We start from the raw sequence: 20,258 nt of genomic DNA, 5'->3' as shown, positions 1-20,258 counted from the left end.
CAACACTATCAACCCTGGTTCCGGACCTCAATTCCAGTCCTGAGTCCGAGATCGAAGATTCAGGATTCAGGACACCCACGCTTTTGGGTGTCGTTGTTATCCCTATTCCTGATTTAGGCCGCGACAGGCGCCGCGGGACTACGTGTACCGCTACCTGGAACTGCCCGCCAGCCAGCCCATGAGACCGCGGCCCCCAACGCAAAGCCGATCACCAGGGTGAGCCAGTCCGGCATGGATGCGTACAAAGCGAACCCGGCACGGAGCCACTCACTGCTTGGGCCGACGTACATCGCTACGGCCTGCACGGTCATCAGAATCGCCGCCAGCAGGAAAGGAGTGCGCCAGCGGCGATCACGAAGATACAGCACCACCGAAAAGACGATACTGATTCCGATAGAGATCACGATCGCATCGATTATTTGCTGCGGGAATTCGCTGCCGGTGAAGACCAGGAAAGGCATATGGTCCAGAATGATCCGACTGAACGCCGACTCGAAAAGGATCAACGGCGTTGACAGCATGTAACCCGCATGCAACCGAACGTTGCGACGATTGCTCAACGCCAGGTAGTACAGCGACAGGTAGGCGACGATGGCCACGGCCATGCCGATTCCAAAGCTGGGCGTCAGCCACTGACCGCTGCCGCCGTCGCTCGAAACGAAGCGCTCGGCGGAAACGTTGATGATCATGACGAAACCGACAATCAAGAACGGGAACAGGAAGAGACTGAGCATCCCGCCGTACCGGTGAAGATGCCTGCGGCGACTGTGGATCGACCAGTGCTGGATCATGAGCAGGATGACCCAGAGTGTGGCCGTAGTGGCGTGGACGTGGAAGGCCAGCGGCACTTCGGCGATCGGCACGAAATAGCTGCCCCAAAAGCCCACGATGATCGTCAGCAGCACAAAGCCGACGAAATAGTTCGCGTGTTTGTACGGCATGTCGGCCCTCCCTGGCCACAGCCCGGCTGAAATACTACGCGCCTTGCCGTACGGCGGCAAGCTAACGGAATCCGGGACACGGTGGATTTGTTACAGTGGATATCTAACTCATCAACGAGAGGCCAGCCATGCACACACGATACGCACTGCCCGCGCTGCTCGGAATCCTGCTTGCGTTCACCGTCCAGGCCCAGGACGAGAGGCCGTTCTCGGTTGAGCCCATCACCTCTTTCGACGAACCGTGGACGCTCACCTTTCTGCCGGACGGCCGGATGCTGGTCACCGAGAAGAAGGGGAATCTCAGGGTGGTCACGCAGGCGGGTCAGCAATCGGGACCGGTCGAAGGCCTGCCGGACGTCGATTATCGCGGCCAGGGCGGGCTGGGCGACGTGATCCTGCACCCGGACTACGCCGACAACGGAATCATCTACCTGAGCTACGCCGAGAGCGGCATCGGGGATGTCCGCGGTGCGGCGGTCATGCGCGCCGTCCTTGAGCTCGGCGAGCGCGGCGGTCGGCTCTCCGACGCGGAGGTGATCTGGCGCCAGTATCCGAAGGTACTCGACGACGGCCATTACGGGCATCGCCTCGCTTTCGACGACGAAGGCTATCTTTGGATCTCCTCCGGCGATCGACAGAAGTTCACGCCCGCCCAGGATATGCAGAGCAACTTGGGCAAGATCCTGCGTCTCGAGGAGGACGGTTCAATTCCGTCGGACAATCCCTTCGTGAACTACTTCGAAGAGGAAGCCCTGGTCGATGGAGTCGGCCCCTACAACGAGATCTGGACCCTGGGCCATCGCAACCCCTTGGGGATGGCCTTCGATGCCGACGGGCAGCTCTGGGCGATCGAGATGGGCCCGGCGGGCGGGGACGAGCTGAACCGCATCGTGCGGGGCGCCAACTACGGCTACCCGGTGGTCTCCAACGGCGATCATTATGACGGGCGCGATATACCGGATCACGACACCCGTCCGGAATTCACCGAGCCCGTGATCTCCTGGACGCCGGTCATCTCTCCGGGCGACCTCATGATCTACGGCGGCGAACTCTTCGAGGACTGGCGTGGGGACGCCTTTGCGGCCGGGCTGTCGTCCCAGGCCATCGTGCGAATCCGCTTCGACGGCGACAATGCCGCCGAACTCGAGCGCTATGACATGGGCGCGCGGATCCGAAGCATCGAAGAGGCACCGGACGGCAGCATCTGGGTACTCGAGGACGAGCGCGGCGAGAGTCAGGGACGGCTGTTGAAGCTCACACCTCAGGACTTGCCTTAGAAGCCGCCCTCCTCGAAACGGTCTGCGAAGAGTGTCAACACCACTTCACCGCTGCCGGCATCGAACAGACCGCCGGCCTGGCCCGGATTTCCGTTGGCATTGCCCTCGACATCCGCTGGTCTGTCCTGCAACTCGATATCGCGTCCCGCCGAACCGCTGAAGCAAGCGTCCACGGCGGGGGAATCCGGCTCGAGGCGCAGGTCGCCACCTGCCGCGGCGATGAATCGTGGGTCGGCTATCGCTGCCGAAGCAGTCGAGTCAGAAAGCGCCGCAGAAGATGCTGCGAAATTACAGCTTCCACCGAAGTTGCCCGATGACCCTACGTCCCACAGGAGGCTGTTGATTACGGTGGCGCTGACCGAGTCAGTACCCAGGAACAAGCTGATTGGTGCAGTACCCGAAGTTGTCGGATAGAAGTTGTCCGCCGTCGTGACGTGTTCGAACCGGATCTGACTTGTCCCGATACGCTCGGCAATGTAACGGGCCTCGTTGTCCCAGACCATGACGTTGGAGAGCGAAAGAGAGGACGATTCATCCGACACCGCCAACAGGGAAATCTGATCTTCACGCCCGGCGCTACTGCTGTTGCCTTCCATGTAGGTTTCGCTGATCGATATCCGAGCACCCTGGTCAACCCAGGCGACGGCACCGAAGAAATCATCACCCAGCTGGTTGAACGACAGGGTTGAGCAGCGCAACGGATCAGCGCAGGAGTCGACCGGAATTCGGTAGATTTGCACATAACTATTCTGGGTGGCATAGACGGCCGCCCCGCGCTCGGCCTGGTTGTTTTCGATCTTGGCGTTGGCCAGCAACACGTTGGTTTCCGCGCCTTCGGCATAGATACCACCACCGCGCTCGGCGCTGTTGTTCTTGACCAGAATCTGGGTCGTTTCCGATGCCGAGAGCGTGACCAGGGCAGACGAGAAAGCGGCAATCCCACCGCCATTGAACGTGGCGGTGTTGCTCTGAATCCAGGCCTTGTTCCGGAGGATTACCTGGCATGAACCGCGAGCATAGATACCACCACCCCACTGACCGGCGAAGTTGTTGGATATCGGGCCACCGACGTTGACGACTGCATCGTCGGTGCAATAAAGACCGCCTCCGAATCCGCCAGATACCGTATTGTCGAACAGCCAGCTCTCACTCTCCATGGAGAATCGGCCATTGCCCTGAACACGAACGGCGCCACCATTGTTCCTTACCCACACATTGTTCAGATCGAGCTCGCCTCCGTTTCCCACTTCCAGGGCTCGCACTCCACTGCCACTGAGCTCCAGGTCGACCAGCTCGATCACCGAGCTGCCGCCACTCGAGCCCGAGATTTCGAAGATCGGGTTACTGGCGCCCCCGTCGATGGTGGTGCGCCCGGCGGTGGGAGTGCCATCGCCACACGACGCGAATCCCCCGCGGATGCTCAAACCGCCCGTGCTGGTGCCGGGGTCGAAGCCGTTCAGCGCAAGATTGATGTCGGTGTGTGCAACGCCGTTCGCCAGATGGATCGCGTCATCGCCGGCTGCGAAAGCTGCGGTAAGAACGGCGGCTGACAGGCTGTTCGTCTCGCAGTTTCCGTCCGAGTTCGGGCCGACCCAGATCACGCGCGCCGAGACGGGCGCTGCAGATAGACTCGCCAGGATCAGCAGGAGCGTGAGGAAAGCGCACCAGCCGGGGCGATGAACGTTCACGGCGGTGACGCGGCCGGCCTGGCGAGGCGAAAGGTTCGTCGACCGGCACGAGATCGGCTTGAGGGATTGCTTGATCATTCGAAGCTTCCTTCTCCCAACAGGGAACTTGCCCGCAACACGGAATGCGGGGTCAGCCTATCTAACGACACGGGTCCGGTTTCCGTGCCAAGAATCGGGAGATCGGATTAAATGGACGAGATGTCCCATGCTGGGGACAGGATTCCCGCCAGCAAGACAACGAGGGGGAATGTGGGAGGATATCTGGGATGGGAATCCAGGAGAATCCAGCACACCTACAAATTCCTGGACGAGGAGATGCCTCCCGAACGGCTTTGGAAGGCTGCCGATCTGGGCCAGCGGCGGAAACCGTGGGTGTCCTGGTTTTTCGGTCCGAACTCAGTTGGAACCGTCAAAGCTGCTGCCGAAAATGCGGCCCGCTTCATTATCGACCGGCTCGTCGGTTTCGACCGTGTCATTGAAATGCCAGTTGATGTGCGAAGTGGGCGCCATCTTGATCGTCGCCCCGGACACCTGCCAGTGATTCGGGGCAATCGGCGAACCGGAGACACTGCACTGAGCGAATGAATGCCCGCCCATCCAGACGGTGATGTCACAGTTGCTGCCGACTCCTTCATACGAGATTTCCAGCTCGTAGCTATTCTCCGTGTCGTGCACGCGGTCCGTCCCCGCCATGGCCAGGCGCGCCATCGCCACGTCATCGTGTCCCAGCCCAGTACGTTTTTCACCATAGTAGATCCCCTGGTGCATGACCGCTTCGGCGGGCGTCAGACCGAGGCTACTCGAAACCTGTTTTCCGGCGACCGCAGGATAGGCGTGACCGGCCGGCAGGTCGGCCACGTCGACACTGTAGGTCGAGGCATCTACGACATCGGCAATCGAGAAGGGATTGTTGTTGCTCTTGCGAAACCAGTGCAGGTTCACGTCGTCGCCACGTTCGTCGTCGACGGTTGCGATCACGCCGTCACTGCCCGCGTGCAGGGTATAGCCATTATCCGGTCCGCTACCGGGGATGGCTCGCGCGAACCGGCGCTTGTCACCGCTCAGTCCCGACTCCGAGGCCAGGTTCGGGTGAGCCAGCCCGATGCAATGCCCGATTTCATGCAGCAGCACCGACTCGGCATCAACATGGTCAGCGGGCACACCGGATTCCGGCGACATCTGACTGTTGCCAAGGCTGGGCTCGAGTCGGTTCCAGTGCTGAATGCTGTTCTGTATGGCGATTGCCAGCTCGACCCTACTCTCACTTTCCGGATCGATGCAAACCGAGACCGTCACCTTGCCGCCCTCGCCAATGTAGCCGCTCGGGTGGGTAATCGTAGCCGGCTCCTGCAACAGGTCCGCAAAACTGAACGAACCCGCGAACACCGGGGCGCACACTCCCGATGTAAGGAGCAGAATCATCAGTGGGTAACTCGCATCACGCAAGGATTGGAGGCTCACCGCGTAGCGGCAGCGTGATTCACGATCCAGTCCATCAGCACCCGGTCAATATAGGCCGCCTCGGCCAGCGCCTGATTTCCGGGCATGACGCCTGCCCAATGATCGGGAGCCTGAATGCGGATATTGACCGGTGAACGACTGCCGGGATGCGTCCGGATCAAAACGACATCGGCGTCGTGCACCTGGTGAACTTTCCCGCTGCGGGTCAGACTGCGATGAACATCGATATCCTGCAGCGCCCGCTGGGCCTGCTCGGTTCGGGCGATTACGTTTTCCAGCGTATCGATATCGTATTCGCCCGGCTCCAGCATATGGTGCCCACCATTGCGCGCGTACGACGGAAGCTGCAGCTCCACGCGCCCATCGATGAGCCAACGCATGACATAGCGGTTCTCGTTCCCGGCACTCATTGAGTGGATGCGCACATACTCGATGAATGCCTCGCCCTCGACACCCTCCTCGGCTTTTGCCGGGGACGCGAACGCCAGGGTAAAGACGATTGCGGCAATGTCTGTGGCTGAAGTGACCATGGGCTTTCCAGGGCATGGCGCCATCACCTGACGAAGTCGACAAGCGTTGCAGCGTCTTGCGCTAACCCATGCTCGCTCCCATTCCGATGCCGGTCTGTTCGCCCCACCACACTGAACCATTCAGATGCGGGTCAGACGAGTGCGATGGCAATAGAAATACGCTCCATGCAGAGTGGCGAGCATCAAGGACAATTGTGTAAGCCGGTACGTCCGTCGCGTGTTTCCATGTGGCGCCGACCAGCGAAACGAAGATGGCAGAGACGCTGATTCGGTCCGGAGAATTGTGGGGGTCCTGATTTCTATTGCCAGAAGACCTCCCTGGCAGTATTCTCAGAGAGCGAAATTTTACCTGTTGACTGCAGGAACGACGACATCCCCGATGGCTCGCTCCCGATACAGGACATTGATGTCCGCCGTCGAATCCCGAATCCCGGTTTTCCTGACGGTTTCGAGCCACCCGGGAGTCCCTCATGAACCATTTCTTGCCCTGCCTGCTGCTGCTCGTCAGCGGCGCTTCGATCGCTCAGTCGGCTTGCCTGCCTTCTTCAACCACCGCCTGCCTGGTTCAGGAAAGGTTCGAAGTCACCGTCGCATTCGATACTGAGGCGGCCTCGTTCGTGCCGCCCGCCGTGGGCAGCGTTTCGGGCAACGCCGAGGTAGCCTTTCTAACCTCCGACACCGTCGCATTCTCTTTTTACGATGCCGAACAGATGGACGTGTACGTCAAGGTGCTTGCAGGATGCCCGGTCAACGACCGATTCTGGGTTTTCGCCGCCGGCGCCACCGACAGCCAGGTGACCGTCAGCGTGACCGATACCGCAACGGGTGAGACGATCGAATATTTCTCTCCGGCCGGGCAGGCGTTCGCACCGATCGCTGACACCGACGCGTTTGCGACATGCGACCAGCCTTTGCCGGCGGCGCAGACCAAAGGCCCCGCCGAACGGCTCCGGGATGATGTCCGGGGTACCTGTGGCGCGACCTTCTGCCTGCAGGATGACCGATTCGCGCTCGAAGTGGCTTTTTCGGCGAGTACCGGATCATCTGGACAGATCAGCAACGCCGCATCGGTGGATCACTCGGGGCTTGGCTGGGCTTTTGACAGCCTCAATCTGGACCTGCTCTCGACGGTGATCGACGGTCGTGCCGACAACACGGCGTTCTGGTTCCTGACCTCGCAAGTCGGCGACCTTGAACTTGAATACACGCTGACCGACACCGACACGGGGCGGACCAACACCTACCTCGACCCGCTGGGGCCCGGTCTTACGCTGCTCGACCGCGGCCAGCCGGTGGATGCAGAGATCCGTCAGACAGGGACACGAGGCGCCTCCGGTGACGCGGTTTCATTCGAGCTTATGCTGACCAATTCCGCCCCGGCCGAACGCACCTTCTCGGCCGCGATTCCGACGCCCCCGGGCACATCGAATCCCCGGTTCACGTGCTCGGCCGCCGACGGTGCAGTCTGTCCGCAAGCTTCGGGGAGCGGAGCGTTTCAGGTTGACGGTCCGCTGGCCCCCGGCGGTCGTCTGAGTTTCATCTACAGTCTGGATCTTGCGCAGCAGCCAACCCCGGATTTTCGGGTCGAGGCTTCGGTGGAAACGGCAGCTCACGCGCTTTCGGACGCCCGGACCCTGAACCGCGGTGTCGGGATCACCCCCGCGCCGTCACCCGTGCCCCTCGACGCCCGCTGGGCGCTGGCCATTCTTGCGATGATGGTGGCACTGCTCGCGGCCCGGCGGCTTGTCGGAGTTCGCGCCTGAGAGAAATCCAATCCAGGAAACCTACGATTATTATTGGATGGCGAGGCCGGCTCGGCCAAGTTAATCGTGGGGTTCTGGTTTCCTTGGTCAGCTTCCCCGTAGCCGCACGACGTGGCCGACCGCCGGGTCGGTTTTGCCGTCAAGCATTTCGCCGATGATGTCGCGCGCCGCGTCCAGGCCCTGCTGCTGGCGGACGTCGATCAACTGGTTGCCACGCACATAATCGAAAAATCTGACGGTCGCCTGACCGATTCGCTGCTCGAAGCCCGCAGTGCCCCAGTCGGCCTGGCGCTGCGCCACCCAGTCCGGGGCGAAGAAGAATTTCGGCTCCGGGCCGGGCAGATCGTCGGGCGCCTGGGGCGGCTCGTGGCGATGGGCGGCGCCTAGCGCGGCGTCGTAAACCAGCTTGTCGCCCAGATGCCGATGGATGCGCTTTTGCACGTCGACATTGCCGGCGACGTCCACGTACACGGTCGACCTGTCGGCTTCCAGATCCTCGAGGTCGTCGTAGGTCAGCGCACTGGCATAAAGACCCAGCCCGTCGACGAACTTGCGGTGCTCGGCCGACGTCAAGCCGATCGTTTCGATCGCCTTAAGCTGGTCTATGCAGAACGCGACCGCGTAGCCGGTCCGGCTCGATGCGCTGGAGAGCACGACGCGTTCGGCGCCGAAGAAATCGTTTTGAGCGAGAAAGTCGGCAAGCCCGTAGGCGGTGACGAACAGCGGCCGGAAGATCGCGTTCAGCGGTTCGGTGGCGTCGTCGTGGAGCGGGTTCTCGTCGGTGCGCTGATACCAGTTATAGACCGCCGGCAGTTCGCGCCGGTGTGGCGCCTCGTCGCGGAAGCTTTCCGACCCGGACTTGCCCGGATGCACCGTCAGATGCGTAGCGGTGGGGTAATACCCGAAAAATCGCTGGCCGACGTCGATGCCGTCGACGCCTGAATCGACCACGTCTGCGTAGCCCCAGACCGGCAGCAGACCCCAGCCCTCGACGCCGGTGGGGAAGAAATCCCAGTAGTGCAGCGCATCACCGAAGGCCGCATAGGTGATGTTGTTGACGGTCAGCGCGAACCGGTCCAGCGCCAGGATCACCTCGCCATCCAGCGCGTCGGGCCGCTGGCCGGGCGAGTCGGTCTTCATGTCGGAAAACCGATCGCGATTCATCAGAAGTCGGGTCACGGTCTGCTTGTCGTTCATGGTTTCGGCTCCGCTCGAATGTGATAACCATCGTGACGGATGGGTCGGGGAATCCAGTGCGATTCAGTCAGACCGAGGCAAGGCTGACTCAGCCAGGAAATTGATGGGTGTCCTGATTTTGGCATCATCCATCATTCAAGTAGCGGTCGAACCATCTAACGATTTCGACCGTCGAGGTCACGCGGTTCTCAGTCTTCTGCCAGCCGTGGCCTTCATCGGAGAAAAGGACGTATTTCACCGGCACGCCGCGTTCCTCGAGGTTGTCCACCACCTGCTCCGCTTCCACCACCGGCACATTCGTGTCGTTGGCGCCGTGTAGCACGATGGTCGGGGCCTTGACCTGGTCGACCCTGTGGATGGGTGAGAGCTCGCGCAGCAAGTCGGCCTCGGTTTCCGGGTCGCCGTACTCCACGGTCGAGATCGCGGCCATCCATGGCTCGGTGTTCTCGAAGAAAGTCTTGAAATTGACCACCCCGAAGAGGTTGGCGCCGGCGGCGAACAGGTCCGGGTACTCGGTGAGGCCGGCCATCACCATGTAACCGCCGTAGGAACCACCCATGATGCCCAGGCGGTCCGCATCGGCAATGCCCGCCTCAATCAGGTAGTCCGCCGACGCCTTGATGTCCTTCACCGCGTTGAACCGCAGCCGGCCGTTGTCCAGGTTGACGAAGGTTTTGCCGAACCCGGACGACCCCCGCACGTTGGGCGCGAACACCCCGATCCCCTGGCTCACCATCGCCTGGATGGTGGCGTTGAAGGATGGACGCTCCTGACCCTCGGGCCCGCCGTGGAAATCCAGCACGTAGGGCGCCGGCTCGCCGACGTCGCGGGGACGATACAGCCAACCCGACAGTTCCAGCCCGTCGTGGGCGTTGTAGCGCACCAGCTCGGGGGAAACCAGTGACTCGAAGTCAATCCCCCGCGGGTCGGTCTCGGTCACCTGGCGGAACTGCCCGCTCGCACGATCCAGGGTCCAGACATTGGTGGGCTCGTCCGAGCCCGACACGGTCAGCGTAAGCATGCGCCCGTCGCCGCTATAGTCGTTGACGCCCGCGATCTCGGCCGGGAGGGCCGGACCGGCCCGCATCTCGCTGGTCTCCAGATCGAAGACCGCCAGCTCACTGCGCCCGGCCGCGTTCCAGTTGAGGACCGCCTCCGTGTGCGCTTCGTTGACCTTGATACCGCTGAGCTCCGCGTCCTCGCGTTCCGCGATGAAGGCCATGGGCGACGCGCGGCCATCGGCATCGATGGTCACTTCTGCCAGGGCAACCATTTCGCGGCCGACATTGGAGGCAAAAATGATGCGCGAATTGCCGATGAAATGCGCATCCTGCGACAGCGCCACGCCCTCGTGGGGCGTCAGGAGCAGCTCCTCGCCGGTCTCGATATCGAGCAGATAGAGGTCGGTGTTGCCCCGCGATCGCATGCGCCAGATCACGGCGCGGCTGGAGTCTGGTGATATGTCGGAGACCGTACCGATTCCCGGGTTTTCCGCGATCAGCCTGGACTCGCCGTTCTGGGAGTCGTACAGGTACGCGTCCATCGAGCCGTCGCCCGCCTTGTTTGATGAGTAGGCCAGGTAACGGCCGTCGTCGCTCCACTCCCCGAGCCAGTTGTTGGTCTTGCCGCCCTCGGTGATGCGTTGCATGTCGCCGCCCTCCAGCGGGCGCAGGTAAATCTGGGTGTTCAGACCGCCGCCCGGGGCCAGGCTGAGGGCCAGGGTCTCCCCGTCGGGCGACCAGGACACGCCGCGGATCTGGTCAGTGACCTCGGTGATCTGCGTGGCTGCGCTACCGTCGAGGCTGGACAGGAAAAGCTGGGGCAGGCCCGGCTCGCTGGAGGTGTAGAGAATCCTGTCGCCCCCGGGAGAGAACAGGCCGCCATAGGCGCGGTCGAGAGCCGCCATGCGCTCGACCTTTGCCGCCAGGTCGTCGGCCTTCGGGTCAGCCTCGGCGGCCGGCGCGGGCTCAGTCTGAGGGCTAGCCGGTGTATCGGTGGATGGGTCCGAATCCGAGCCGCAGGCCGTCAGCCAGAAGCCGTTTGCCGCGAGAAACAGGACGCCCAGCGTTTTCAGGATGTGTCTCGGCATGATCTCATTCCTTTCATGGCGACGGGTGTATGAGAACTATAAGCGCCCCGTGGCGAAAAAATATACGAAAAAGTTCAGACATTTGTTGGCTTTTCAGCCATTTTCCTGTATAACGCGCGTGCAAGAAAGCTTCCCCCCAACGGCGCCACCCAGCGGTGAGCGCCGTTTCGTGCGTTTTCTGGCTCTAGCGGGACGACAAGTCCGCCCTATCGCCTTCGGCAAGGCGGTACCAGAGGGCCTTTCAACGCATGGCAGCTTTTCCACAAACCCACCCACTGGCAATAATAGAATCATGAGTGAACTTTCGCACTACCGAAACATCGGCATTTTTGCGCACGTTGATGCAGGCAAAACCACCACGACCGAGCGCATCCTGAAGCTGACCGGCAAGACCCACAAGATGGGTGAAGTACATGACGGCGCTGCCACCACCGATTTCATGGACCAGGAGCAGGAACGCGGCATCACGATTCAGTCCGCTGCGACCACTTGCTTCTGGAAGGACCACCGCCTGAATATCATCGACACGCCCGGACACGTGGACTTCACCGTTGAAGTCTATCGCTCCCTGAAAGTGCTTGATGGTGGTGTGGGCGTGTTCTGCGGTTCCGGCGGCGTTGAGCCCCAGTCGGAAACCAACTGGCGCTATGCCAACGATTCTGAAGTCGCGCGCATCATTTTCGTCAATAAGCTCGACCGCATTGGTGCTGACTTCTACCGGGTGGTCAAGCAGGTCAAGGACGTGCTGGCCGCCAACCCGCTGGTGATGGTATTGCCGATCGGCACCGAGAGTGACTTCAAGGGCGTGGTTGATCTGCTCACCCGCAAGGCCTACATCTGGGACGATACCGGCCTGCCCGAGAACTACGAGATTACCGATGTCCCTGCCGATATGGCGGACGACGTCGAGGCCTACCGTCAGGAGCTCATCGAGACCGCGGTCGAGATGGACGATGACCTGATGATGGCTTACATGGACGGCGATGAGCCCTCCATCGAAGACATCAAGCGCTGCATCCGCGAAGGCACCCGCACGCTGAAGTTCTTCCCGACCTACTGCGGTTCGGCGTTCAAGAACAAGGGCGTTCAGCTGGTTCTGGATGCGGTCGTTGATTACCTGCCGAGCCCCGACGAAGTGGAGCCGCAGGACCTGACCGACGAAGAAGGCAATCCCACCGGCGAGCATGCGCTGGTTTCCCTGGACGAGCCGTTCCGTGCGTTGGCATTCAAGATCATGGACGACCGATTCGGTGCCCTGACCTTCATCCGCATTTACTCCGGCAAGATCAAGAAGGGCGACACCATCCTGAACTCGGCGACCGGCAAGACCGAACGCGTGGGCCGTATGGTGGAAATGCACGCCAATGACCGCAATGAGATCGACTACGCTCATGCCGGTGACATCTTCGCCTGTGTGGGCATGAAAAATGTGCAGACGGGCCACACCCTGTGCGCCACGGACCACCCCTGCACCCTGGAAGCCATGGTCTTCCCGGAACCCGTGATCTCGATCGCGGTTGCACCGAAGGACAAGGCCGGCAGCGAAAAGATGGGCGTAGCCATCGGCAAGATGATTGCCGAGGACCCGTCCTTCCGCGTCGAGACCGATCAGGATTCCGGTGAGACCATCCTCAAGGGCATGGGCGAACTCCACCTGGATATCAAGGTCGACATCCTCAAGCGGACCTACGGCGTGGAGCTGGAAGTGGGTGAGCCCCAGGTGGCCTACCGCGAAACGATCACCCAGCCGGTGGAAGACAGCTACACCCACAAGAAGCAGTCCGGTGGTTCCGGTCAGTTCGGCAAGATCGATTACCGCATCAGGCCCGGCGAACCCGGTTCCGGCTTCAAGTTCGAGTCCAGCGTCGTCGGCGGCAACGTGCCCAAGGAATTCTTCCCCGCGATCGAGAAAGGCTTCGCCGGCATGATGGCGCAGGGCCCGCTGGCCGGCTTCCCCGTGCTGGACGTGGAGATTGAGCTCTTCGACGGCGCCTACCACTCGGTCGACTCCTCGGCAGTCGCATTCGAACTGGCAGCCAAGGGCGCGTTCCGTCAGTCCATGGTCAAGGCCGGACCGCAACTGATCGAACCGTTCATGAAGGTGGACGTGTTTACCCCTGAAGACAACGTGGGTGACGTGATCGGTGACCTCAACCGTCGCCGCGCCATGATCAAGGAACAGGAACCCAACCCGACCGGCATCCGCGTCAAGGCCGAAGCGCCGCTGGCGGAGATGTTCGGCTACATCGGCCACCTGCGTACCATCACCTCCGGCCGCGGTCAGTTCTCCATGGAGTTCTCCCACTACATGCCGTGCCCGCAGCAGATTGCCGAGAAGGTAATCGAAGCGGAGAAGGAACGCCAAGCGGCCAAGGCCAGCTAAGCGCGAACTTCATAGCGTGGAAATCAGGGCCCCGGCGGCGAAAGCTGCCGGGGCTTTTTTTATGAGTGGCCGGTTCTCGTTCCCGGTTCTCGCCGATTTGGAAGAAAGATCATGGATTTTGGCTGTTTCTCACCGGAGGCGAGCTCGCATTCCCATACACTGGTGAGCATGAATGCAGTCAACATCGAAATCTGGTCCGATATCGCCTGTCCCTGGTGCTGGATCGGCAAGCGCTCGCTGGAAGCGGCCATCGCATCCTCGGACCACGAGGTCGCAATCCGCTGGAGAGCCTTCGAGCTTAACCCGGACGCGCCGGCCGATGCGCCGGAAGCGGTCGATTACGTGGCCCGATTGGCGGACAAATACGGCACCAGCCGGGACGAGGCCGAGGGCTTCATCGCTCGCATGGTCGAGGCCGGCCGCGGGCGCGGTCTGGAAATCCGTTTCGATCGGATCCGGCCGTCGAATACCTTTGATGCCCACCGGCTTCTGGCGTTTGCCCATCGGCACGACCGCCAGACCGAGTTGAAGGAAAACCTGTTCCAGGCGTATCTGCATGAAGGGCGGTCTATCTCGGACCCCGAGACCCTGTTGGCGGTCGCGACTGAAACTGGTCTTGCCGCCAGCGACGTGTCGGCAGTACTCGAGGGCACCGATTACGCCGAGGACGTGCGCAACGACGAAGACCTGGCTCGCAAGCTCGGTATCACAGGCGTGCCCTGCTTCGTTTTCACACAGCTCAACGAGGGCATCTCCGGCGCGCAACCACCCGAGGTGCTGGGCGATGTGATCAACAGGGCTGCTCAAAGATAGACCGATTCTCGGTCCCGGGTCTCACGGATTTCGGAGAAAAAATCGTGGATGTCCTGGTTTTTCGTTCCTCGGCCTGGCCTCGGCTGTGCTGCTATGAAACGGCCGGGCGGCGGTATCCCAGCAATCTGGCCGGCAGCAGAACAATCGCCCGCAGCAGTGCGAAAAAGCCTTCAAATGCGATGCCGATCAGACGAAACGGCAGCAACAGCAGCCAGATCACCGGCCAGAGCAGCAGCACCAGCAGTGCCAGCGGCCAGCTGAGCACGAAGAGGATGCACCAGCAGATCGCGATCAAAAGTGTTTTCATGACGAAGAGCTCCTTCCGGTAACGAATCCTCGACCGACCGTGAGCGGGATTTCCGGGCCGGCGATGACTCTTGTCAGGAAAATTATAGGGATTCGATCGGCGGAACGACAGCGCCGGAAGTCATGGTTGCGTACTCACCTTCGGGCTCATTCTCAGCACATTCCGATGTCTCGCCAACCAGGTAGAGGCTGATTCAGCCAGGAGAATCGTGGGTGTCCTGGTTTTCTCGTCTCGCAATGAGGCTCAGCGCACTGACTCAATTGTGAAACCCTGACATTGTGTCTGCGGTGGCCCGTATGCACCCGATGCGGGATTTTGGCCGCTGAAACTCCAGTCAAGAGAAATGCACAACGAAGGTCATCACGTTCTGGATCGCTCTCAAGGACCTTTGAGGAACACTGTCCTGGCCGTCGCTTTTCTGGCCTGGCTGCCGATCTCGGGTGGCGCCGCGTCAGCTTCCGTCAAGTCCGACATACATCGATGCATCGGGGAAGACGACGTGACGATCTTCACCGATCGCGCCTGCAACGCGCTCAGGACACAGGACCGGGTAGAAGAACCTGTCCGACCAGCAGTACTCAACCCACCCTCGCCGCATCATGACTGCTCACGGCAGATCGAACTTTTCCACGCCCAGGTCAGTGCCGCGCTTGATTCAGGCGACGTCAACAAGCTTTCCGGCCTCTACCACTGGATGGAAGACACGCCAAACAGCGCCAACATACTGATGGACGAACTGCAAGTCATCAGCAGCCGGCGCCTGGTTGACGTCGAGGTCGAGTCGATCGAACTCGATGGCGAGGAACAGCCGACCCGGCTCTGGCTGGACCAGTATGTTCCCGAGCGCCCGGGCCAGACCATTCGCACGGATTTCAAGCTGGTCATGAACGGCGGCTGCTGGTGGCTGAAACGCTGATGAACTCCAGAACCTCGTCCCGACCTTCGGGAAAACCCTCCGCTGGAAATCAGCAAATGGGGTGCTTATACTTCCTATACGCTTGGCGTCGCTTGGCCTGCCCTCAGAAATGAGATACCTAATGAGACGCGCAGCGGCCCCTATGCGTCTGCCGGAGGATCAAGATGCGCCTAGCCTGTCTTTTGTCGTTATTGGCCACCATCTTCTTCAACAACCCTGCAACTGCCAACGATTGGAATAATCTCGCCGAACAGCACACGTTCGAATTGCAGGATTTCACCTTCCATAACGGTGAAACCCTGCCCTCGGTCACGATGAACGTTTACACACTCGGGGAACCGCGGCGCGATGAGGCCGGGAATATCTCCAATGCGGTGATGCTCTTGCATGGAACGGGCGGAAGTGGATTGTCACTCCTTCGCCCTTCGTTCGGTGACCAACTCTTTGGCCCGGGCCAACCGCTGGATATAGAACGCTACTACATCATCTCACCGGACAATCTGGGGCATGGCGACAGTTCAAAACCCAGTGACGGGCTGCGTGCCGCGTTCCCGCGTTACGATTACGATGACATGGTCCTCGCACAATACAGAGTGCTGACAGAGGATCTCCAGGTCCGGCAACTGGAAATGATCGTCGGAACCTCGATGGGTTGCATGCACAGCTTCATCTGGGGATTGGACCATCCCCGCTTCGCTCGCAGGCTTGTAAAATTAGCTTGCAATGCGATCGAAATTGCCGGCCGAAACCTGATGCTTCGCCAGATGGTCATAGACGGGTTCGAAAACGATCCAGCCTATGCGAACGGAAATTATCGCGATGCTGCCGATCTGGCGCTGGGTCAGCAAATATTCGCAAATGCGATCATAATGGCGGGCAGCAATCCATATCGCTTGCAGGCACAAGCCCCCACGCGCGCGGAAGCCATCGAATATCTTCGGGACTCCGTGGACAGAATACTCGCCAGGGCTGCCGATCCCAACGACACCATCTACCAATTTGGTTCTTCACGCCATTACGATCCGAGTTCCCGCCTCGAGCAAATCACGGTACCGGTGCTGTGGATCAATTCTGCCGACGATTTCATAAATCCTCCCGGACTCGGCAACCCGGAACAATTGGCTCAGCGAATGCCGAATGCTGAATTCGTCCTCATCCCCGCGAGCGAGGAAACAAGGGGCCATGGGACCCACACTCACTCGGTGTTTTGGACGAAGGAATTGTCGGACTTCCTGTCACGCTATCCTTGAACGCCGCATCAATATGAGACTCTCGAATTTGCCACCCTCACCGGAGCGCGATCGCTGGTCCTTGATGCCGATTGCGGCCATGGGGACCCTTGGTGCGACGCGGAAAACTTCCACGCCGCACTGAAGGCTTTCATCGAACGCGAATAGCCAGGGATTGGCCGCTACCGGCCAGGCGTGCGGCCGAGCCGAGAAAAATCGTGGGTGTCCTGGTTTTCCGCTCGCCAAGTATTGCCGGCGTTGTGCGGGCCTTCCCGTTACGCAAAACTATCCGGGGTCATTCCTCGTGCAATTCGACGATGGCTTCGATCTCGACGGCGATGTTCGACGGCAGCGAAGCCATACCCACTGCTGCGCGCGCGCCCTTGCCCGCCTCGCCGAACGCGGTCACGAACAGATCGGAAAAGCCGTTGATGACTTTTGGGTGATCCGTGAAATCGTCGGCGGCGTTGACCATGCCGAGGATTCGCACCACCTGTTTGACCCGCGACAGTTCGCCCACGGCCGATTTAATGGTCGCCAGCATGCAAAGCCCGGTCAGCTCGGCCGATCGCCGGCCCTGCTCCAGGGTCAGGTCGCGCCCGACCTTGCCGGTGGTGAAGTCATCGCCGCACTCGCCGTGGCCGGACAGGAACAGCAGATTGCCGGCCTGGCGGGACGTGACGTAGGTCGCGACCGGCTTCGGCGGCTCGGGAAGTTCATGGCCGGCGGCGGCCAGGCGTTCTTCCGGGGTCTCGGCGACGGCGCCGAAGCAGATGGCAATCAAAAGCAGACCGGCCAGCAATTGGTGGCGTATTGAAACTCCGGGATTATCTGATTTCATATCGGCTTCTCCAGTCTTTTGTCCGCAACGCGCGTTTCGGAATGACCTTTCGAACTTCCCGAATCAAAGGTTTCCGGCATCGACATCGCGCAGGAACCGGACAAGACCCATCATGTAGGTTTTCTGATCGTCGTACTGCGCCAGATGGCTGCCGTCCGGGCAGTGCAGGTAGCGGCCGCGTCCTACCTGTCCGGCCATCCATTCCATGTGCTTCGGGTTCATGGTGTCGTGCGCGGCGCCTATGGTCAGCGTCGGAACCGTGATCTGCGACAGGTCGGCGGAGCGGTTCCACTCGGCCAGTGTGGCGCCGGGCGTCATGCCGAACTCGCTGTAGCCTTGCATGTGCACGTAAATTTCCTTGTTGATGTGCTTGAAAGTGCGCATGATCGAATCGGGCCAATCTTCCAGCGGCATGCGCAGCACGTGCTCGGTGTAATGGTGCTGCATCAGCAACTCTTCGTAGCGCGGGTTCTCGTAATCGTCTTCGGCTTCCATGCGCTGGATTTCGGCAAACACCTCGGGATCCATCTGCGGGCCGAGCACATCGCGCGCGTAGCGGTTGTACTCGCCCACGTCGGAAACCATGTTCGAGATGATCAGGCCCTTGAGATTCCGCTGGTGTGCGAAGGCATACTCCATTGCCAGCATGCCGCCCCAGGACTGGCCCAGCAGAAAGAAGTTGTCCGGATTCAGTCCCAGTACCCGACGGACCTGTTCGACCTCGTCGACAAAATGCTCGATGGTCCACAACGTCGGATCGCCTGGCTGGTCGCTGTAGTACGAATCGATCTGGTCATAGTAGATGTACTCGATGCCCTCGCGCGGAAGCCAGCCGTCGAAGCATTCGAATAGCTCGTGCGTCGCACCGGGGCCGCCGTGTAACAGCAGTACACGGATCTTCGGGCTATTCCCGACGCGCCTGGTCCAGACCCGGAACGTTCCCCTGGGGGTTTCGATCGGAATCATATTGATGCCGCCGGTGAATTGGTCGTCGGCACCGGAATAATCCAGGTAATCGGACAGGTCTGTCATGGAATGATCCCGCCGTTCCGAAACCCCAAGCATAGCGGCAGTAGCTTGCGCCGACAAATCACGCAAAACCAGGACACCCACGAATTCTGCCAAGTCGCACCGCTGGACGCGCTGTGGATTCAGCCTGGAGGATCGTGGGTGTCCTGGTTTCTTCCCGACGGGCCGAACCCGATTCAGCTTTCGTCTCTCAGCCCGATGGTGTGAGCCCCTCCCGCCGTTACGTCGATCCAGCCCGAGAGCGGCGACGTGACGAGCGCAGCATCTCTCGGGGGGTCTCCACCTAGCTGGCCAAGGTTGTCATTGCCCCAGCAGTGCAGCGTCGTGCCGGCGACGACGCAGGCGTGGATGAGGGCGCGCCGCACACCGTCATCAACAACGTTCGCGCCGCCGACGCTTAACGCCTTGATGCCACCACCCAGGCTTGAGCCGGAGCCGATCAGGCAGCGCTCATAAAGATAGGCGCAGCCGGTGCCATACCACGCGTCTTCGCCCAGCACCTGCCTCAGGTTCCCCCAGCAGTACAACGTGCCGCGGGAAGTAACAGCGCACGTGTTGTTGTAGCCGGCGCTCAGCAGCGCCCAGTCACTGCCGGGCACCGAGTAGTGCGCCGACACGTCGACCGGGGTCGAGCTCCCCTCGCCCGCTTCGGAGCCGAACTGGTTGAGTCCGTTGTCGCCCCAGCAGAAAAGCCGGCCGCCACGATCTGGTTCGGCGAAGGTTTCGATCCCGCAGCTGTGGCGCAGTCCCAGGGCCACCTGGATCCAGGATCCGCCGACCTGCGTCGGTATGGAGCGCTGATCGAATGAGCCGATGCCCAGCTGCCCATCGTTGTTGGCTCCCCAGCAGTAGAGCCGTCCACCACCTCGGATTCCGCACACGTGACCTCCGCCGACCGAGGCGACGACATCGACCCAGTCCGAAGCCAAACCCACCCGCAGCGGAACCGACGAGCCCTCGTTGAGCGTCCCCTGCCCCAACACCCCGGAGCGGTCCCATCCCCAGCAATAGAGCTCACCGGCTCGGATGCCGCAGGTGTTCCCGCGTCCTGCGGACACGACCATCCATCCCGTGTCGCTTCCCACCTGCTCCGGAGACGAGCGGTTGTCCGTGTCACCGACGCCGAGCTGGCCTGAGCGATTCAGACCCCAGCACCACAACGTGTTGTCGACCTTGATTCCACAGCTGTGATAGCGGCCGGCGTCCATGTCAGCCCACGCGCTGGCGGAGATCTCCTGCGTGGGCAGCGCGGCCTGGCCACCCTCGTAGCCCAGCCCCAGCTGACCGCGGCTGTTGTCCCCCCAGACATAGGCATGCACCCGGCTGTCTGGCTGAACCGGTGTAGAGAACTCGAATCGATCACGGAAAACCGAATCCGCGACTTGCGCGACCGCACCACATGACGACAGTGCAAGGACGACAAGGCTCAGCTGAACGACATCTGATACTAGTTTCATCTCCACCTTCCCCGTCCGGCAGACCAGCGCCAGGGCGCCTGGCTGATCAACACATTTGCCATTACAGTCTGATCGCGCACTCGACGCCCCGGCACGACTGGCTGCGTGCCCGGCCATCTGCCGACCCAGCGGACGCGATCGCCTTGAGCCGGCTTTCAGAGCGCGGCCCTAGTCATACACACGTTCTTTCATCGCCTGATCCGCCAATTCGATTTGATATCCAGGACACCCATGAATCGTGGGAAGTCTTCTACATTCGAACGCGATACTTTCAGGATCGGAATCCAGGACACCCACGAATTCTGCCCAGTCGCACCGATCGACGCGCAGGTCGGAA

At 61.0% G+C, this 20,258-nt stretch carries 16 protein-coding genes; 6 read left to right on the top strand and 10 right to left on the bottom strand.

The window, feature by feature from the left end; genetic code table 11:
* Positions 1–113: 113 nt before the first annotated feature.
* Positions 114–1,001 (bottom strand): hypothetical protein, encoded by an 888-nt coding sequence (locus G4Y73_RS02930; protein ID WP_164229188.1) that lies wholly within the window; start codon positions 999–1,001, stop codon positions 114–116.
* A gap of 68 nt (positions 1,002–1,069) precedes the next feature.
* Between G4Y73_RS02930 and G4Y73_RS02925 the strand changes: the two genes are divergently transcribed.
* Positions 1,070–2,218, top strand: coding sequence for a PQQ-dependent sugar dehydrogenase (locus tag G4Y73_RS02925; protein WP_164229186.1), 1,149 nt, complete (start codon positions 1,070–1,072; stop codon positions 2,216–2,218).
* Here G4Y73_RS02925 and G4Y73_RS02920 read toward each other — a convergent pair.
* The 3 genes from G4Y73_RS02920 to G4Y73_RS02910 form a co-directional block, all read right to left on the bottom strand.
* Complete coding sequence (locus tag G4Y73_RS02920) at positions 2,215–3,984, bottom strand: right-handed parallel beta-helix repeat-containing protein (protein WP_164229184.1); 1,770 nt, start codon at positions 3,982–3,984, stop codon at positions 2,215–2,217. The two genes, G4Y73_RS02925 and G4Y73_RS02920, sit on opposite strands and share 4 nt — an antisense overlap.
* A gap of 318 nt (positions 3,985–4,302) precedes the next feature.
* Positions 4,303–5,328, bottom strand: coding sequence for a hypothetical protein (locus tag G4Y73_RS02915; RefSeq protein ID WP_164229182.1), 1,026 nt, complete (start codon positions 5,326–5,328; stop codon positions 4,303–4,305).
* Between the two features lie 35 nt (positions 5,329–5,363).
* Positions 5,364–5,897, bottom strand: a complete 534-nt coding sequence (locus tag G4Y73_RS02910) for a hypothetical protein (RefSeq protein ID WP_164229180.1) — start codon at positions 5,895–5,897, stop codon at positions 5,364–5,366.
* A 482-nt stretch (positions 5,898–6,379) separates the two neighbouring features.
* On the opposite strand from G4Y73_RS02910, the gene G4Y73_RS02905 reads away from it, so the two are divergent.
* Complete coding sequence (locus G4Y73_RS02905) at positions 6,380–7,660, top strand: hypothetical protein (protein WP_164229178.1); 1,281 nt, start codon at positions 6,380–6,382, stop codon at positions 7,658–7,660.
* 87 nt (positions 7,661–7,747) lie between these two features.
* Here the strand turns inward: G4Y73_RS02905 and G4Y73_RS02900 are convergent, their stop codons facing one another.
* Together G4Y73_RS02900 and G4Y73_RS02895 are read right to left on the bottom strand one after the other, a co-directional pair.
* On the bottom strand, positions 7,748–8,857 hold the full coding sequence (locus G4Y73_RS02900; RefSeq protein ID WP_164229176.1) for a DUF2855 family protein: 1,110 nt from the start codon (positions 8,855–8,857) through the stop codon (positions 7,748–7,750).
* A 124-nt stretch (positions 8,858–8,981) separates the two neighbouring features.
* Entirely contained in the window at positions 8,982–10,946 is a 1,965-nt protein-coding gene (locus G4Y73_RS02895) for a S9 family peptidase (RefSeq protein WP_164229173.1), read from the bottom strand.
* 292 nt (positions 10,947–11,238) lie between these two features.
* On the opposite strand from G4Y73_RS02895, the gene fusA reads away from it, so the two are divergent.
* Both fusA and G4Y73_RS02885 read left to right on the top strand, forming a co-directional pair.
* On the top strand, positions 11,239–13,329 hold the full coding sequence (gene fusA, locus G4Y73_RS02890; RefSeq protein ID WP_164229171.1) for an elongation factor G: 2,091 nt from the start codon (positions 11,239–11,241) through the stop codon (positions 13,327–13,329).
* A 168-nt stretch (positions 13,330–13,497) separates the two neighbouring features.
* Positions 13,498–14,142 (top strand): DsbA family oxidoreductase, encoded by a 645-nt coding sequence (locus G4Y73_RS02885; protein ID WP_240451180.1) that lies wholly within the window; start codon positions 13,498–13,500, stop codon positions 14,140–14,142.
* A 91-nt stretch (positions 14,143–14,233) separates the two neighbouring features.
* Here G4Y73_RS02885 and G4Y73_RS02880 read toward each other — a convergent pair whose 3' ends face one another.
* Entirely contained in the window at positions 14,234–14,449 is a 216-nt protein-coding gene (locus tag G4Y73_RS02880) for a hypothetical protein (protein ID WP_164229167.1), read from the bottom strand.
* Between the two features lie 499 nt (positions 14,450–14,948).
* Here G4Y73_RS02880 and G4Y73_RS02875 point away from each other — a divergent pair, with 499 nt between their 5' ends.
* Both G4Y73_RS02875 and G4Y73_RS02870 read left to right on the top strand, forming a co-directional pair.
* Entirely contained in the window at positions 14,949–15,365 is a 417-nt protein-coding gene (locus tag G4Y73_RS02875; RefSeq protein WP_164229165.1) for a hypothetical protein, read from the top strand.
* Positions 15,366–15,529: 164 nt separating this feature from the next.
* Complete coding sequence (locus G4Y73_RS02870; protein WP_164229163.1) at positions 15,530–16,615, top strand: alpha/beta fold hydrolase; 1,086 nt, start codon at positions 15,530–15,532, stop codon at positions 16,613–16,615.
* A gap of 274 nt (positions 16,616–16,889) precedes the next feature.
* Here the strand turns inward: G4Y73_RS02870 and G4Y73_RS02865 are convergent, their stop codons facing one another.
* The 3 genes from G4Y73_RS02865 to G4Y73_RS02855 all read right to left on the bottom strand — a co-directional run bounded on the left by G4Y73_RS02865 (position 16,890) and on the right by G4Y73_RS02855 (position 19,921).
* Entirely contained in the window at positions 16,890–17,435 is a 546-nt protein-coding gene (locus G4Y73_RS02865) for a RidA family protein (protein WP_164229161.1), read from the bottom strand.
* 63 nt (positions 17,436–17,498) lie between these two features.
* Positions 17,499–18,467: a proline iminopeptidase-family hydrolase gene (locus G4Y73_RS02860; RefSeq protein ID WP_164229159.1), complete on the bottom strand. Its 969-nt coding sequence runs from the start codon at positions 18,465–18,467 to the stop codon at positions 17,499–17,501.
* 173 nt (positions 18,468–18,640) lie between these two features.
* The gene (locus G4Y73_RS02855) at positions 18,641–19,921 is read right to left on the bottom strand and encodes a hypothetical protein (protein WP_164229158.1); all 1,281 of its coding nucleotides are present in this window, start codon (positions 19,919–19,921) and stop codon (positions 18,641–18,643) included.
* Positions 19,922–20,258: the final 337 nt, after the last annotated feature.

The organism is Wenzhouxiangella sp. XN201, from assembly GCF_011008905.1.
Taxonomy (GTDB): domain Bacteria; phylum Pseudomonadota; class Gammaproteobacteria; order Xanthomonadales; family Wenzhouxiangellaceae; genus Wenzhouxiangella.
Note: the sequence above shows the minus strand (reverse complement) of the source record. Positions and strands in the feature narration are given on the sequence as shown.